Origin of the sequence: Ruminococcus sp. SR1/5, from assembly GCF_000209835.1 — a bacterium.
In the GTDB taxonomy this organism is placed as follows: domain Bacteria; phylum Bacillota; class Clostridia; order Lachnospirales; family Lachnospiraceae; genus Blautia_A; species Blautia_A fusiformis.
Genome location: NC_021014.1, coordinates 1,973,332 through 1,988,540, shown reverse-complemented (window position 1 = coordinate 1,988,540; position 15,209 = coordinate 1,973,332). Strand labels below are relative to the sequence as shown.

Below are 15,209 nucleotides of genomic sequence, written 5' to 3'. Positions count from 1 at the left end.
CCGCTTATAAATAAATGCATGAGGGAGGCATTTTCTTATGTTTCAGGTAGTAAAAAGAGACGGTGAATTAGACGAATTTAAAATGGGGAAGATCACTGCGGCAATTGATAAGGCATTTGATGCCAAAGGTAAGAATTACAGTTCGGATATGATCGATCTTCTGGGACTTCGTGTTACAGCGGATTTTCAGAATAAGATCGAGAACAACCGGATTTCTGTTGAGGATATCCAGGACAGTGTGGAGAACGTACTGATCCAGGCCGGATATTCTGATGTTGCCAAGGCGTATATCCTTTATCGTAAGCAGCGTGAGAAGATCCGCAATATGAAATCCACCATCCTTGACTATAAAGAAATCGTAAACAGCTATGTAAAGGTTGAGGACTGGCGTGTAAAGGAGAACTCAACGGTTACTTATTCTGTAGGAGGTCTGATCTTAAGCAACTCCGGAGCAGTTACCGCAAACTACTGGCTGTCTGAGATCTACGACAACGAGATCGCAGATGCACACAGAAATGCAGATATCCATATCCATGATCTGTCCATGCTGACCGGTTACTGTGCAGGCTGGTCCCTGAAGCAACTGATTCGAGAGGGACTTGGTGGTATTGAGGGTAAGATCACTTCTGCACCTGCAAAGCATTTAAGTGTACTCTGCAACCAGATGGTGAATTTCCTGGGTATCATGCAGAACGAATGGGCGGGCGCACAGGCATTTTCATCCTTTGATACTTATCTGGCACCTTTTGTAAAGGCAGACAACCTTTCCTATCCGGAGGTTAAGAAATGCATTGAGTCCTTTGTATATGGCGTAAATACTCCAAGCCGCTGGGGCACTCAGGCACCATTTTCCAACATTACACTGGACTGGACCGTTCCGGACGACCTTGCAGAGCTTCCGGCTATCGTAGGCGGCAAGGACATGGATTTCAAATACAAAGACTGTAAGAAAGAAATGGATATGGTCAATAAGGCATTTATCGAGACCATGATCGAGGGAGATGCCAACGGACGTGGATTTCAGTATCCGATCCCGACCTACTCCATCACAAAGGAATTCGACTGGTCTGATACCGAGAACAACCGTCTTCTCTTTGAGATGACTTCCAAGTACGGTACTCCGTATTTTTCCAATTATATCAACAGTGATATGAAGCCAAGCGACATCCGCAGCATGTGCTGTCGCCTCCGTCTGGATCTCCGTGAGCTCCGCAAAAAGAGTGGTGGATTCTTTGGCTCCGGTGAGAGTACAGGTTCTGTAGGCGTTGTTACCATCAATATGCCGCGTATCGCATACCTTTCCAGAACGCCGAAGGAATTTTATCAGCGCCTGGACCACATGATGGATATCTCCGCAAGATCTCTTCACATCAAGAGAGATGTGATCAGCAGGCTTCTGGATGAGGGACTGTATCCGTACACGAAGAGATATCTTGGAAGCTTTGACAATCATTTTTCCACCATCGGTCTTGTGGGAATGAACGAAGCGGGCTTAAATGCCTGCTGGCTGAAAAAAGACATGACAGATCCGAAAACCCAGAAGTTTACAAAAGAGGTTCTGGAGCATATGAGAAGCCGTCTTTCAGACTATCAGGAGCAGTATCCGGGAGAGCTTTTCAACCTGGAGGCAACACCGGCAGAGTCCACTGCATACCGTCTTGCCAAACACGACAGAAGCCGTTATCCGGATATCAAAACAGCAGGAAAAGAGGGCGACACTCCGTATTACACAAACAGCTCTCATCTGCCGGTTGATTACACTGCGGATATTTTTGACGCACTGGATATTCAGGACGATCTGCAGACTCTGTATACTTCAGGAACCGTATTCCATGCATTCCTTGGGGAGAAGCTTCCGGACTGGAAGGCAGCGGCAGCGCTGGTACGTAAGATCGCAGAGAATTATCGCCTGCCCTATTACACCATCTCACCGACCTATTCTGTATGTCAGGAGCATGGCTACATCAGCGGCGAGCATTTCACCTGCCCGAAATGTGGAAAGAAGGCTGAGGTTTACAGCCGTATCACAGGATATTACCGTCCTGTACAGAACTGGAACGATGGTAAGACCCAGGAGTACAAGAACCGTACCCTCTATGATATTACCCATTCCCATCTGAAAAAGGTCCATACCAGTGTGATGACCATGAAGGGTGACGAGTTGGAGATCCAGCCTGTGGAATCTCATAAATATCTTTTTACGACCAGCACTTGTCCGAACTGCCGTATGGCAAAGAAAATGCTGGAAGGCGAAGAACTGGAGATCATCGATGCTGAGCAGAATCCCGAGCTTGTCAAGCAGTATGGGATCCGTCAGGCCCCGACGCTTGTCATTACTGACGGGGCGAAGGTTAGGAAGTATGTGAATGCTTCTAATATACAGAAGTATGTAGACGAAGAGTTGGATTGAGTTTTTTGCCAAAATAACTGTAAGTAAAAAATGGATGGCTGGACGCATGTCTGTTGGATGTGTGTCTGGCCTTTTTTATATTGGGAATTTTATGTTATGATATTTTATGTTTGAGATTTGGGGCCTGGAAAAGATGGTTGACATTTCATGTCGAGATGGGTATACTTATACCTGAATTTAATGATTAAAAGCGTTACGCTTTAATGTATGAATGTATACGCAAAACGCTCCATCCCGGAAGGGCCCCGCTGGGGAAGGGATTCACTTCCACCAAATTTCATGCTAAAATAAAAAAGAAAATAAAAAGAATAACAGAAAAGAGGAAAATTATTATGGTAAAACAGAACATCGTCTTCGTAGAAAACACTCCAGGCAGTCTTCAGAAAGTTACAAAGATTCTTGCAGAGAATCAGATCGATATCTACGGTTTCGGCTGCTTTGACGCACCGGAGTTTGCAAACTTCCGTATGGTATGCGACAATCCGGAAAGAGCAGATGAGATCATGGCTGAGCATGGATACATGACTCGTATCACACAGGCTATCCTGGTAGACCTTCAGGATGAGATCGGTGGGTTAGACAAGCTTCTTAGTGTCATGGGCGACAGCAACGTAAACCTTCATTACATCTACACCTTCTTCCACAGAGGCCTGAAAGTTCCGGTAGCGATCATGCACTGTGAGGATCTTCTGGTTGCAGAGAGTGTTCTCCGTAACAATGGATTCCAGGTTCTGAACCGCCTGGTAGATCCGGATGGAGAAGCAGAGGCGTAATCAATCGCATAAAAGGGACAAACAGGAATGAAGTATCGTATTTTTATTGTAGAAGATGACGAAACAATCGCGAATCTTCTGAAAAAGCATCTCAGTTCCTGGGGATATGACGTTTTTCTGGCTGAGGATTTTTCCAATATACTGCAGGAATTTGCGGGGAAAGATCCTCAGCTTGTTCTTCTGGATCTGAAACTTCCATTTTATAATGGCTTTCACTGGTGTGAGGAAATCCGAAAGGTTTCCCAGGTGCCGGTGATCTTCATCTCCTCCGCAGCGGATAACATGAACATGGTCATGGCCATGAGCCGTGTAGCCGATGACTTTATTGCCAAGCCTTTTGATATGGACGTACTGGTGGCCAAGATCCAGGCAATCCTCCGCAGAACCTATTCCTTCGGAAACCCGGGAAATGTCCTGGAACATAAAGGCGCGGTTCTCAATCTTTCCAGAGCGACACTGACCTGGAACGGGGAGGAGACGGAACTGACCAGAAATGAACTGCGTATCCTGGAACTGCTTTTTTCCCAGGCAGGGAAACCGGTATCCAGAGATGCCATTATGACAAAACTGTGGGAAAGTGACAGCTTTGTGGATGACAACACCCTGACCGTAAACATTACACGCCTTCGCAAAAAACTGGAGGCGGCAGGCCTTGTGGATTTTATCATCACGCGAAAAGGTCTTGGATATATGGTGTGAGGTTTTTATGGAATCATTTCGAGCATATTTAAAACAGACAAAAATTTTTTCATCGCCTGTGTTTTTATGGCGGCTGTGTCGACAGCAGTGATCTGCCTGTACCAGCTTCCCCTGGAGGCGGCGGTCTATCTGGCAGTTCTGTGGCTGGGAGCAGGAGCTGCCGTTTTTTTATACGGTTATGCCTGTTACAGACAGAAGGTGCAGAACTTAATCCTGGTGGAAAAAGCTCCGGAGATTAATCTGGACCGGCTGGGCGAGACCACCGATGAGGTGGAGCTTCTTTACAGGGATATCATCCGGAAACTGGACGGCATGCGGATGGGTGCGGAGACAGAACGGCAGCGTTCTCTGGAAGAAATGACCGATTACTACACTATGTGGGCACATCAGATCAAGACGCCGATCTTTGCTCTACGCCTGCTGCTTCGGGAGGAGCCGGAGGAGAACCGGGAGTCCGGGGCACAGCTTTTTCGCATTGAACAGTATGTGGAGATGGTGTTGGGCTACCTTCGCACGGAGGACATGTCCGCCGATCTGAAGCTGACCCGATGCTCGCTGGATCGGATCATCCGGGAGCAGATCCATAAATACGCAGGGATCTTTGTGTCAAAAAAGCTTTCGTTATCATATGAGGGGACAGATGCGATCGTTCTTACCGATGAAAAATGGCTTGGTTTTGTCATTGGACAGATTCTTTCCAATGCGTTGAAATATACAAGAACGGGCGGCATTGAAATCTGGCTGGAGGATGAGCGTGGAAACAGGGTATCTGAGAATCCAAATTTGAAGCAGAATACGGCTCCGGGGATTTGTAATACGGCCCCGGCAACTCTGGTCATCGCAGACTCCGGCATCGGAATCCAGCCGGAGGATCTTCCGCGCATCTTCGAAAAAGGCTACACAGGCGTCAATGGACGGGAGGACAACCGTGCTACCGGGATCGGTCTGTATTTAAGCCGGAAGATCCTGAGAAAACTGGGTCACGAGATCACTGTGGATTCCCAGGTGGATAAAGGCACGGAAGTTCGGATGAGCCTGTGGAAAAAAGATCTGGAGATGTATTAACCTTACACAAATGTAAGCTTCCTCCGTAAAATGTAAGCCACTTCGATGGCAGCCGCCGGAGAATTTTCTTATACTGAAACCATAACATAGCGTTTCGGGTAATTCTTACATCAGGTTCGATCGCTTTAGAACATGATGCACGACTCCCTGGATCGCTGTAAATACAGATAAGAAAGGAATTAGCGTATGGCATTACTGGAAGTAACAAATGTAAAAAAGATATACAGCACCCGCTTCGGCGGAAATAAAGTGCAGGCACTTTTCAATGTGACATTTTCGGTGGAAGAAGGAGAATATGTGGCGATCATGGGAGAGTCCGGTTCCGGAAAAACAACACTTCTGAATATTCTGGCAGCCCTGGACCGCCCCACATCCGGCGAAGTGCTTCTGGAAGGAAAAAGCATTACTCACCTGACAGAAAAAGAAATTTCCGCATTCCGTCGGAAGAACTTAGGCTTCGTGTTCCAGGATTTCAATCTTCTGGACACCTTCAGCCTCCGGGACAATATTTATCTTCCTCTCGTGCTGGCAGGGGAAGATTATCAGGAGATGGAGCAGAAGATCCGTCCCATTGCAAAAGCCCTTCACATCAACCAGCTTCTGGAAAAATTCCCCTACGAGGTTTCCGGCGGACAGAAGCAGAGAGCAGCAGTTGCAAGGGCACTGATCACAGATCCGAAGCTGATCCTTGCGGACGAACCGACCGGAGCCCTGGATTCCCGTGCAGCCTCCGATCTTCTTTCCATGTTCAATGAGGTAAATCGGGAAGGCCAGACCATTCTCATGGTAACTCACAGCGCGCAGGCCGCCAGCCACGCATCCAGAGTACTTTTTATCAAGGATGGCGAAGTGTTCCACCAGATCTACCGTGGCACAAAAACAAGACAGGAAATGTACCAGATGATTGCAGATACCCTGACGATCCTTACGACAGGCGGTGAGACCTATGCGTAAAGGAATGTTTGGAAAACTGGCAGTGCAGAACATCCGGAATAACCGGAGCACCTATGTTCCCTATATGCTTACCTGCATTTTCTGCATTGCCATGATGTATATGATGGAATTTCTGCGGGACTGTCCCACATTGGAGAAAGCAGTGCCCCAGGCAGCAGAAGTGAGGATGATCGTAGGAACCGGTGAAGTGGTTGTTGGAATTTTCTGCGTTATCTTTCTGATCTACAGCAACAGTTTTCTCATGAAACACAGACAGAAAGAAATCGGGCTTTACAACATTCTGGGACTGGAAAAAGGCCATATCGGAAAAGTGATGTTTCTGGAAACAAGCATGACTTCGCTGCTTTCTCTGACGGCAGGGATCGGGATTGGCATCCTTGGAAGCAAGCTCTCCCTGCTTTTGCTTTTCCGTTTTCTTCATGTTCCGGCAGTGCTGGGATTTTATGTTTCCATTACAGGAATCCTGTTTTGCATCGCAGGATTTGGAGGGATTTTTCTTGTTATTCTGGCACTGAATCTTACCAGAGTAAGGATGAATAACCCCATAGAACTTCTGAGAGGCGGAAACACAGGAGAGAAGGAGCCCCGGGCAAAATGGCTCATGGCACTTCTGGGGATGATTTCTCTTGGAGTGGGATATTATCTGGCAGTAACCACGGAATCCCCAATCCAGGCAATTTTCATTTTTCTTCTGGCAGTGATTCTGGTTATGGCAGGAACGTATCTTCTTTTTACCGCAGGAAGCATTGTAATCCTGAAACTTTTGCGAAAGAACAAAAAGTTCTACTATAAAACCGGCAACTTTATCAGTGTCTCCGGCATGATCTATCGTATGAAACAAAATGCGGCAGGCCTGGCCAGCATCTGTATTTTAAGTACAGGAGTGCTCCTGCTTCTTTCTATGACTGTGTCGCTGTATTTTGGAATGGGTGACATCATGGTGAACCGGTATCCTTTTGATACGGATGCCAGGATTTCGGGCATCAGCCAGGAACAGAGTGAACAGATTCAGAAAGTTTTTGCACAGGCAATCAAAAATGATCAGGTGCCGGCAGAAAAAACAGTGGACGAAACTTATCTCGAGATCGGCTGCAGGCAGGAAAAAAACGGTATTATGATCGGACAGGCTTACAGTTACTCAGAAGATGGAAAATCCGTAGATCTGTATACGATCCGTCAGTCTGAGTATGAGAAACTTACCGGTGAAAAAACAGATCTTCACGACGGCGAGATCTTTGCCTGGTATCCGTCTGAAAAGGAAAAAGACATATTAAAAATTGATGACCGGGATTTTGCAGTAAAAAATGGCTGGAAAAAGCACCTTTAAGTGCCATGAACAATCTGGTATCCAATATGGCGGCAATTGTTGTGACGGATTCCGATTTCGAGTATATTGACGGGCTTCGGACAAAGATGTATGAAGGTCTTGATGCCTACGAGGCTGGAAAAGATCTCACAGTTCATTTGGGTGTAGATATCCGTGGCAGCGGGGAGGAAAAGATCCGGTATGGCCAGGCTGTTTATCAGGCACTGAAAGATTACTGCAGAAGCGGTGGCTTTTCAGAGAATACCATCGTGATCGGTGGTGTCCGCCAGAGTGAGTACGAAACGTATTATGTAGATAATGGAACGATCCTGTTTATTGGAATCTTTTTGGGAGCACTGTTCCTTATGGGAACGGCGATGATCATTTACTACAAACAGATCTCAGAGGGCTACGAAGATCAGGGAAGGTTCCAGATCATGCAGAAAGTAGGTATGAGCCGCAGAGAGGTGAAAGGAGCTATCCGCAGACAGATCCTTCTGGTATTTTTTATCCCGCTTGTGATGGCAATGGTGCATATTTCCATGGCATTTCCGCTGATCCGCCGGCTCCTGCTGCTGTTCGGAATGGCCAATACAAAATTGTACGTGGGCTGCACTGCGGGAACGGTTCTGGCCTTTGCGCTGGTCTATGGACTGATCTACTCCATGACAGCCAGATCTTACTATAAAATAGTGGAAAAAGCATAAAATCGGTGAAAAAGCACAGCTGTGTTTGCTGTGAAGTATTGAAGTTTTGATATGGCAATGCTACAATAAAGGGGCGTGTCAGGAAGCAGAAAAGTTTCCGGACACGCTCTTATTTACATGTACAACGAACTATAGCGATGCACTAATTTATTGGATCGCTGTAAGACGAGACGCTGGTGATCGCTGCACAGATCGGAGAAGCCTGCAAAGGTGCTTTTCATAGTTGCGTTTTATAACGGAATGTACATACAATGGAGGAAATCGATGAAAAGAGAAAGTTTCAGAAAAGGTATGAAGGATGGAGTTCCCATCGCTCTTGGATATTTTGCGGTATCCTTTACCTTTGGCATGATGGCTGTTGCCGGCGGCTTGCGTATCTGGCAGGCAGTTCTGATCTCCCTGACCAACCTGACATCGGCCGGTCAGTTTGCGGGACTGGACATTATTTTTGCGGGAGGCTCCATGTGGGAGATGGCAATGACCCAGCTGATCATCAACCTGAGATACTGCCTGATGTCATTTTCCCTGTCCCAGAAATTCCGGCGTGAGGAGTCCGGTATCCTGAAATACATCGCTGCTTTTGGTATCACCGATGAAATTTTCGGGATCAGTGCGGCCCAGGAGGGAAAGGTCAGCGTATTTTATAATTACGGAGCCATGTGCGTGGCAATTCCCGGATGGACTCTTGGAACTCTGGCAGGAGGAATCTCCGGAAGCCTTTTGCCGGATTTTATGCTTAGTGCGTTGAGCGTTGCCATTTACGGAATGTTCCTGGCCATCATCATCCCGCCGTCCAAAAAGAGCAGACCGGTTCTTGGGGTGGTTGTGGCATCCATGGCAGTCAGTACTGTTTTTGCGGTGACACCGGTGTTAAAACAGGTATCATCCGGATTTATGATCATTATCACAACACTTCTGGTAGCAGGCCTGGCAGCTTATTTCTGCCCGCTGGAAGAGAAAGGGGAAGCCGTTCATGAGTCATAATGTATATCTTTATATCCTGGTGATGGCAATTGTCACCTATCTCATCCGTATGCTGCCCCTTGCTCTTGCAAAAAACGAGATCAGAAGCCCGTTTATCAAGTCCTTTCTGTATTATGTGCCATATGCCTGTCTGGCAGCCATGACCTTCCCGGCCATCCTGAAGGCCACAGACAGCATCATCTCCGGTGCAGCAGGTTTCCTGGTAGCACTTATTGCTGCATATAAGGAAAAAAGCCTGATCACAGTAGCCCTGCTGGCGTGTGCGGCGGTGTTTATCGTGGAGAGGGTTCTGGTATTTATCTGAAAAGTATAATATGCAGGAGGGAGCTTCGAAAAGCTCCCTCCTTTTTCATTTATTCACCTAAAAATCCAAGATCGATCTCTCCGTCAAACACCGTAGTTGCAGGTCCTGTCATATATACAAGGTTTTCATCTCTTTCCCAGGAGATGTTTAAGTCTCCGCCAAGAAGCTGTACAGTAACCGGTTTGCTGCCGTCAACCTTGTCATTGAGGATGGAAGCTACCGTAACTGCGCAGGCGCCTGTGCCGCAGGCAAGGGTTTCTCCGGAGCCACGCTCCCATACACGCATCTTTACGGTGTGGCGGTCGATCACCTGAACAAACTCAGTGTTGACTCTGTCCGGGAAGCATACGTGATTTTCAAAGGACGGGCCGATCTTTTCCAGGTCAAGGCTGTTCACATCGTCTACGTAGATGATGGCATGAGGATTACCCATGGAAACTGCGGTCATGTGATATTCTTTTCCGTCGACGGTGATGGGAGCGTCGATCACCTGCTCGGTTTCGGCAACCACCGGGATCTCTTTTGCAGTGAGAATCGGGGAGCCCATGTTGACTTTTACCATGGAGGCCTTGCCGTCGCGGATAGTAAGATCCACATATTTGATACCGCTTCTTGTGGCGATGCTTAAAGAAGTTTTGTCCACAATGCCGTGGTCATAGACATATTTGGCAACGCAGCGGATACCGTTTCCGCACATGGCACCCTGAGAGCCGTCCAGATTGTACATATCCATCTCGCAGTCTGCAATCTCAGACGGGCGGATCAGGATCAGACCATCGGAACCAATGCCAAAATGACGGTCGCTGACAAATTTTGCCACTGCGGCCGGATCCTTAACAGTTTCCTCGAAACAGTTTACATATACATAATCGTTTCCAATGCCGTGCATTTTCGTGAATTTCATAATAGTAACCTCCTCTTGTTTCTGAATATTATACTTGTTTTTTCTGTTGGAACACAAGACCCCATGGAAAAAACACGCAGGTTTTTTCCATTTGTTGCCTTTAATAGTATAGTATATTGGACAATTGTTATCGAAAAGTGAATTTTCCCTGTGGAATTCCGGTAAATTAGAAGTGGATTTTCGTATTTATGGATTTTATGTGCTTGCATTTTGTCAGAAACATGGTATCATAAAACAAAGTAATATGCATGGAGATGTATAATTATGCTGTACATTACGAATTGGACTGACACAAGCAGAGAGACAGTTAACGTAAAGTACATAGAATTCAGGAGGAAGAAAAAATGAAGAGAAAATTTATGGCACTTGCACTTGCAGCAGCTATGACAGTTTCTATGACATCCGCTGTTTTTGCAGCAGATGAGATCAAGAGCGCAGATGATCTGGAGGGTAAGAAGATCGGTGTTCAGCTTGGAACAACCGGTGATGCAGACGCTACAGAGGTTAAAGACGCAACAGTAGAGAGATACAACAAAGGTAATGACGCTGTTATGGCTCTGAAACAGGGTAAGATTGACTGCGTAGTGATCGACAGCGAGCCTGCTAAGAAATTTGTTGAGAAAAACGATGATCTTGAGATCGTTGAGGATATTTTTGATAAAGAGGAGTATGCAATCTGTCTTTCCAAAGATAATGCAGACCTTACCAAAGAGTTCAACGAAGCGCTGAAGGAGCTGAAGGATGACGGAACTCTGGATTCCATCAGAGATAACTACATCGGTGATGATGCAGGTAAGACACCGTATGAGACTCCTAAGGATGCAGATCACTCCAAGGGAACTCTTACCATGGCAACAAACGCAACCTTCCAGCCATACGAATACTATGACGGAGATAAGATCGTAGGTATTGATGTTGATATCGCTCAGGCTGTCTGCGACAAGCTTGGATATGAGCTGAAGGTCGAGGATATGGAGTTTGATGCGATCGTAAATTCTGTTAAATCCGGAAAAGCTGATTTCGGTGCTGCAGGAATGACAGTAACAGAGGATCGTAAAAAGAGCGTTGATTTCACTGATCCGTACACAACTGCAGAGCAGGTTGTTATTGTAAAGAAATAATTTTGCACAGAGAAATCAGAGGATTCTGAACGGATAAGCTGAGAAACAGATATTCGTTGCAGGGTTCAGTAGCGAATGATCAGGTTCCGGATATCCGGGTATGTTTTCCGGATTTCGGAACCTGTAGTTTTGGAAAGGGTGGAAATTTTGAGTCTTATTGAACAGTTTCAGTTTAACTTTCTGGACGACAATCGCTGGCAGTTCATTTTGTCCGGTCTGAAAAATACCATCATCATTACTTTTTTGCTGTACTTCTTGGTATTTTTCTGGGATTTGTCATTGCTATTGTCCGTTCTACACATGATAAGACAGGTAAGCTTAAGATCCTTAATGTGATCTGTCGTGTTTATCTGACTGTGATCCGTGGCACCCCAACGATGGTACAGCTGCTGATCGTATTTTATGTTATTTTTGCAACCATAGATCCGGGTAAGATAGTTGTTGCCATTATCGCCTTTGGTATGAACTCTGCTGCATACGTGGCTGAGATCGTCCGTTCCGGTATCATGTCTATTGATCAGGGACAGTTTGAGGCAGGACGGAGCCTGGGTCTTAACTATACACAGACTATGATCAAGATCATTCTTCCGCAGGCGGTCAAGAACATCCTGCCGGCCCTTGGAAACGAGCTGATCGTACTTTTGAAGGAGACATCCATCAGTGGTTATATCGGACTTATGGATCTGACCCGTGGCGGAGACATTATCCGAAGCCAGACCTACAGTGCACTGTTCCCGCTGCTGGTAGTAGCTGCGATCTATCTTGTGATCGTTTGCTTCCTTACCTATCTGGTAGGAAGACTTGAAAGGAGGCTGAGAACCAATGAGCGTAAGTAATGAAGTGCTTCTGGATGTACAGGGACTTGAAAAGGCCTATGGCGGCAATCAGGTTCTCAACGGGATCACCACACAGATCCGCAGAGGTGAAGTAGTAGCCATTATCGGACCATCCGGCTGTGGTAAATCTACATTCCTCCGTTCCCTGAATCTCCTTGAGGAGCCGACCGGGGGAAAAATCCTCTTTGAGGGAACCGACATCACAGATTCCAAGGTGGATATCAACCGTCATCGTCAGAAGATCGGAATGGTATTCCAGCAGTTTAATCTTTTCCACATAAGACAGTAAAAGAGAACATTATGCTCGCACCTGTGACTCTGAATCTTATGAGTAAGGAAGAGGCTGAAAAAACGGCACTGGAGCTTCTGGAGCGAGTAGGTCTTCCGGATAAGGCAGATTCCTATCCGGACATGCTTTCCGGCGGTCAGAAGCAGCGTATCGCCATTGCAAGATCTCTTGCCATGAACCCGGACGTGATGCTATTTGATGAGCCTACATCTGCTCTTGATCCGGAGATGGTAGGAGAGGTTCTGGAACTGATGCAGGAGCTTGCAAGATCCGGCATGACCATGGTTGTGGTAACTCATGAGATGGGCTTTGCCCGCGAGGTGGCAACCAGAGTCCTCTTCATTGATGAAGGAAAGATCCAGGAAGAAAATTCTCCTAAGGAATTCTTTGCAAATCCAAAGAATAAGAGACTTCGAGAGTTTCTTTCAAAGACATTATAATGACATTATAAATATAAGAATATTAAAAACGGATGCTTTATCCTCCTGTGGAAATGCTGCAGGAGATAAAGCATCCGTTTTTTGTAGTGCTAGTTGCAAAAAAATCCTTTTTCTTTCCGCTGCTCAGTGGATTTCTTCACCGGCAGTTTTTTGTGCGGCTTTTATTTCGTTGTAACAGTATTTGATGATAGATTTTCTGGTTATGATCCCGATGAAGGAGCCCTGGTCATCTACCACCGGTACGAAGTTCTGATTAATGGCACGATCCAGGAGATCTTCCATATTGGAATCTGCATGGACCGGTTTGTAGGTGGCACGGCGTGGGATCGCCATGATCGGGATTCCCTCTGTTTCCTTGATGTCGTGGATATCTGCACGGCGCATGCCCCAGAGGAGATCTCCCTCTGAGATGGTGCCGAGATATTTGCCGTCCATGGTGAGGATAGGAATGCAGGAGTACTTGCGGTGCTCCATTTTTTCGAGGGTCTGGCGAAGAGTTTCATCCTCAAAGATGTAGGCTACTTCGCTTTTGGGAATCAGAAAAAACAGAATGTTCACGTTATTACCTCATTTCCGCGAAAATTATAAATAAATCTGTAGGCTGTTTTAGAGAAGCTGAAGTCCGTGTGTCTCTGCAGCATCTGTGATCTCCTTCGGCCAGAGAGAGACATGTACTTCTCCGATGTGTGCTTTACGAAGGAAGAACATACAGATCCTGGACTGTCCGATACCACCACCGATGGTGTACGGAAGCTCTTTGTTCAGGATTGCTTTCTGGAATGGAAGCTCTCTTCGGTCATCACAGCCTGCTTCGGTAAGCTGGCGGTCAAGTGCGTCCTCGTCAACACGGATTCCCATTGAGGAAAGCTCAAGGGCAATGTCAAGTACCGGATAGTATACGAGGATATCACCGTTCAGTTCCCAGTCATCATAGTCCGGGGCACGTCCGTCGTGGCGCTCGCCGTTGGTGAGGGTTTTGCCGACTTTCATAAGGAAGACAGCGCCCTTTTCACGGGTGATCCGATATTCACGTTCCTTCGGTGTGCAGTCCGGATACATGTCAAGAAGTTCCTGAGTTGTGATAAAGAAGATATCCTTCGGAAGGATCTCCTCGATGTAGTCATACTGTACAGCCATGTATTTCTCAGTTTTACGAAGGACACTGTAAATGGTGCGTACGGTTTCCTTGAGAGTCTCCATGGAACGTTCTTCTTTGGAGATGATCTTTTCCCAGTCCCACTGGTCTACGTAAACAGAGTGGATATTGTCCAGATCTTCATCCCGGCGGATGGCTACCATATCTGTGTAAAGACCTTCTCCGTGAGAAAATCCGTATTTTTTCAGTGCGTAGCGTTTCCATTTGGCAAGGGAGTGTACGATTTCGGCGTTGCTTCCTTCGATAGCCTTGATATCAAAGCTTACCGGGCGCTCTACACCATTAAGGTTGTCATTAAGGCCGGATTCCGGTGCTACAAATGTTGGAGCGGATACTCGAAGAAGGTTCAGCTTCTGTGAGAGTGTCTGCTGGAAGAAATCTTTTACTGTTTTGATCGCAATCTGTGTGTCATGGAGGTTCAGGTCTGCATGATAGGTTGCGGGGATTGTGATTGTATTCATTATCGGCTCCTCCTGATGATTTTTAGGCTTATTGCTCTGTGGGGTATTATAGCAGAAAATGGGTGGAGTGGCAATATAATGAGAGGGGAAGTCTTTTGGGGTATCGTAGAAAAATGCTGGGTATTAAATGCCTGGTGTGATATACTGAAAAAAGAATGCTTATGTTTACGACGGAAATATAAATATCCGTTTTGACGGATAGAATGGAGGGAGCTTATGGCAGGTCAAAGGTGTCAGGTTTGTGGGGGTAAGGTTGTAAATGGCAGGTGTTCATTATGTGGGATGCCTTACAGAAATGATGAAGTGTTATATCATTTGAATGAGCCCCGGGAGATACATTATAAACATGCTTCCGCCAAAGTGCGGGATATGATGCGGCAGTATGGACAGGATGCTGATCAAACAACACAACATAACGGAAACGTAAACCGGAATACGAACGTAAACCGGAATACGAACGCAAACCGGAATACAAACATAAATCGGAATACGAATGCAAGCCGCAATACCGATTTGAATCGGAATCTAACCAGAAGCCGGAATACAGGTGCAGCAGCCGGACGTAAGACTGCAGCGGCAGTTAATACCAGGAATAAAACAACGGTGGGCAGAAATCGTGCAGAAGTTTTAGATCAGGGAAAAAACAGCAAAAAAAGATCAGAAAAGCAGCGGGGCAGGCTGGATCATATGGTTTATAGTGACACTGGCCATTCTGCTTCCGAAATTATGGGATTTTCTTGCAGACTGGATCGGAACAAATTTGTGAGAATATTTCTGCAGTGAGATCAGGCAGTGCTAAG

14 protein-coding genes and 2 pseudogenes are annotated in these 15,209 nt (G+C 46.4%); 13 read left to right on the top strand and 3 right to left on the bottom strand.

Annotated features, from left to right (window positions below):
* The first annotated feature begins 37 nt into the window (after positions 1-37).
* The 9 genes from CK1_RS10060 to CK1_RS10020 all read left to right on the top strand — a co-directional run bounded on the left by CK1_RS10060 (position 38) and on the right by CK1_RS10020 (position 9,202).
* Complete coding sequence (locus CK1_RS10060) at positions 38-2,410, top strand: ribonucleoside triphosphate reductase (protein WP_015526142.1); 2,373 nt, start codon at positions 38-40, stop codon at positions 2,408-2,410.
* A 332-nt stretch (positions 2,411-2,742) separates the two neighbouring features.
* The gene (locus CK1_RS10055) at positions 2,743-3,183 is read left to right on the top strand and encodes an ACT domain-containing protein (RefSeq protein ID WP_015526141.1); all 441 of its coding nucleotides are present in this window, start codon (positions 2,743-2,745) and stop codon (positions 3,181-3,183) included.
* A gap of 27 nt (positions 3,184-3,210) precedes the next feature.
* Positions 3,211-3,882 carry a response regulator transcription factor gene (locus tag CK1_RS10050; protein ID WP_015526140.1) on the top strand — a complete coding sequence of 224 codons (672 nt, stop codon included), beginning with the start codon at positions 3,211-3,213 and terminating at the stop codon, positions 3,880-3,882.
* 75 nt (positions 3,883-3,957) lie between these two features.
* A complete protein-coding gene (locus CK1_RS10045) occupies positions 3,958-4,947 on the top strand; it encodes a sensor histidine kinase (RefSeq protein ID WP_306288861.1) in 990 nt (329 codons plus the stop codon).
* 186 nt (positions 4,948-5,133) lie between these two features.
* Complete coding sequence (locus CK1_RS10040) at positions 5,134-5,901, top strand: ABC transporter ATP-binding protein (RefSeq protein WP_015526139.1); 768 nt, start codon at positions 5,134-5,136, stop codon at positions 5,899-5,901.
* Positions 5,894-7,228, top strand: coding sequence for an ABC transporter permease (locus tag CK1_RS10035; RefSeq protein WP_015526138.1), 1,335 nt, complete (start codon positions 5,894-5,896; stop codon positions 7,226-7,228). Before CK1_RS10040 ends, CK1_RS10035 begins: the two co-directional genes overlap by 8 nt.
* Positions 7,229-7,233: 5 nt before the next feature.
* Entirely contained in the window at positions 7,234-7,914 is a 681-nt protein-coding gene (locus CK1_RS10030; RefSeq protein WP_015526137.1) for an FtsX-like permease family protein, read from the top strand.
* 264 nt (positions 7,915-8,178) lie between these two features.
* Positions 8,179-8,898 (top strand): AzlC family ABC transporter permease, encoded by a 720-nt coding sequence (locus tag CK1_RS10025; protein WP_015526136.1) that lies wholly within the window; start codon positions 8,179-8,181, stop codon positions 8,896-8,898.
* Complete coding sequence (locus CK1_RS10020; protein ID WP_015526135.1) at positions 8,888-9,202, top strand: AzlD domain-containing protein; 315 nt, start codon at positions 8,888-8,890, stop codon at positions 9,200-9,202. Before CK1_RS10025 ends, CK1_RS10020 begins: the two co-directional genes overlap by 11 nt.
* 49 nt (positions 9,203-9,251) lie before the next feature.
* Here the strand turns inward: CK1_RS10020 and dapF are convergent, their stop codons facing one another.
* Positions 9,252-10,106 carry a diaminopimelate epimerase gene (gene dapF / locus CK1_RS10015; protein WP_015526134.1) on the bottom strand — a complete coding sequence of 285 codons (855 nt, stop codon included), beginning with the start codon at positions 10,104-10,106 and terminating at the stop codon, positions 9,252-9,254.
* Positions 10,107-10,450: 344 nt separating this feature from the next.
* Between dapF and CK1_RS10010 the strand changes: the two genes are divergently transcribed.
* From CK1_RS10010 to CK1_RS10000, 3 genes and pseudogenes are all read left to right on the top strand, one after another.
* Positions 10,451-11,227, top strand: a complete 777-nt coding sequence (locus CK1_RS10010; RefSeq protein WP_015526132.1) for a transporter substrate-binding domain-containing protein — start codon at positions 10,451-10,453, stop codon at positions 11,225-11,227.
* Between the two features lie 147 nt (positions 11,228-11,374).
* Positions 11,375-12,063: pseudogene (locus CK1_RS10005) on the top strand (amino acid ABC transporter permease).
* Positions 12,050-12,792: pseudogene (locus tag CK1_RS10000) on the top strand (amino acid ABC transporter ATP-binding protein). Before CK1_RS10005 ends, CK1_RS10000 begins: the two co-directional pseudogenes overlap by 14 nt.
* Before the next feature lie 123 nt (positions 12,793-12,915).
* Here CK1_RS10000 and CK1_RS09995 read toward each other — a convergent pair.
* Positions 12,916-13,350 (bottom strand): CBS domain-containing protein, encoded by a 435-nt coding sequence (locus tag CK1_RS09995; protein WP_021651604.1) that lies wholly within the window; start codon positions 13,348-13,350, stop codon positions 12,916-12,918.
* Positions 13,351-13,398: 48 nt separating this feature from the next.
* The gene (asnA, locus tag CK1_RS09990) at positions 13,399-14,409 is read right to left on the bottom strand and encodes an aspartate--ammonia ligase (RefSeq protein WP_015526128.1); all 1,011 of its coding nucleotides are present in this window, start codon (positions 14,407-14,409) and stop codon (positions 13,399-13,401) included.
* A 216-nt stretch (positions 14,410-14,625) separates the two neighbouring features.
* Here asnA and CK1_RS09985 point away from each other — a divergent pair, with 216 nt between their 5' ends.
* Positions 14,626-15,192 (top strand): hypothetical protein, encoded by a 567-nt coding sequence (locus CK1_RS09985; RefSeq protein WP_306288860.1) that lies wholly within the window; start codon positions 14,626-14,628, stop codon positions 15,190-15,192.
* The last annotated feature ends 17 nt before the right edge of the window (positions 15,193-15,209 follow it).

Coding starts and splice junctions, on each gene's coding strand:
- CK1_RS10055 (WP_015526141.1), top strand. CDS start 2,743: ATGGTAAAACAGAACATCGTCTTCGTAGAAAACACTCCAGGCAGTCTT.
- CK1_RS10030 (WP_015526137.1), top strand. CDS start 7,234: ATGAACAATCTGGTATCCAATATGGCGGCAATTGTTGTGACGGATTCC.
- dapF (WP_015526134.1), bottom strand. CDS start 10,106: ATGAAATTCACGAAAATGCACGGCATTGGAAACGATTATGTATATGTA.
- CK1_RS10025 (WP_015526136.1), top strand. CDS start 8,179: ATGAAAAGAGAAAGTTTCAGAAAAGGTATGAAGGATGGAGTTCCCATC.
- CK1_RS09985 (WP_306288860.1), top strand. CDS start 14,626: ATGGCAGGTCAAAGGTGTCAGGTTTGTGGGGGTAAGGTTGTAAATGGC.
- CK1_RS10040 (WP_015526139.1), top strand. CDS start 5,134: ATGGCATTACTGGAAGTAACAAATGTAAAAAAGATATACAGCACCCGC.
- CK1_RS10010 (WP_015526132.1), top strand. CDS start 10,451: ATGAAGAGAAAATTTATGGCACTTGCACTTGCAGCAGCTATGACAGTT.
- CK1_RS10060 (WP_015526142.1), top strand. CDS start 38: ATGTTTCAGGTAGTAAAAAGAGACGGTGAATTAGACGAATTTAAAATG.
- CK1_RS10020 (WP_015526135.1), top strand. CDS start 8,888: ATGAGTCATAATGTATATCTTTATATCCTGGTGATGGCAATTGTCACC.
- CK1_RS10035 (WP_015526138.1), top strand. CDS start 5,894: ATGCGTAAAGGAATGTTTGGAAAACTGGCAGTGCAGAACATCCGGAAT.
- CK1_RS10050 (WP_015526140.1), top strand. CDS start 3,211: ATGAAGTATCGTATTTTTATTGTAGAAGATGACGAAACAATCGCGAAT.
- asnA (WP_015526128.1), bottom strand. CDS start 14,409: ATGAATACAATCACAATCCCCGCAACCTATCATGCAGACCTGAACCTC.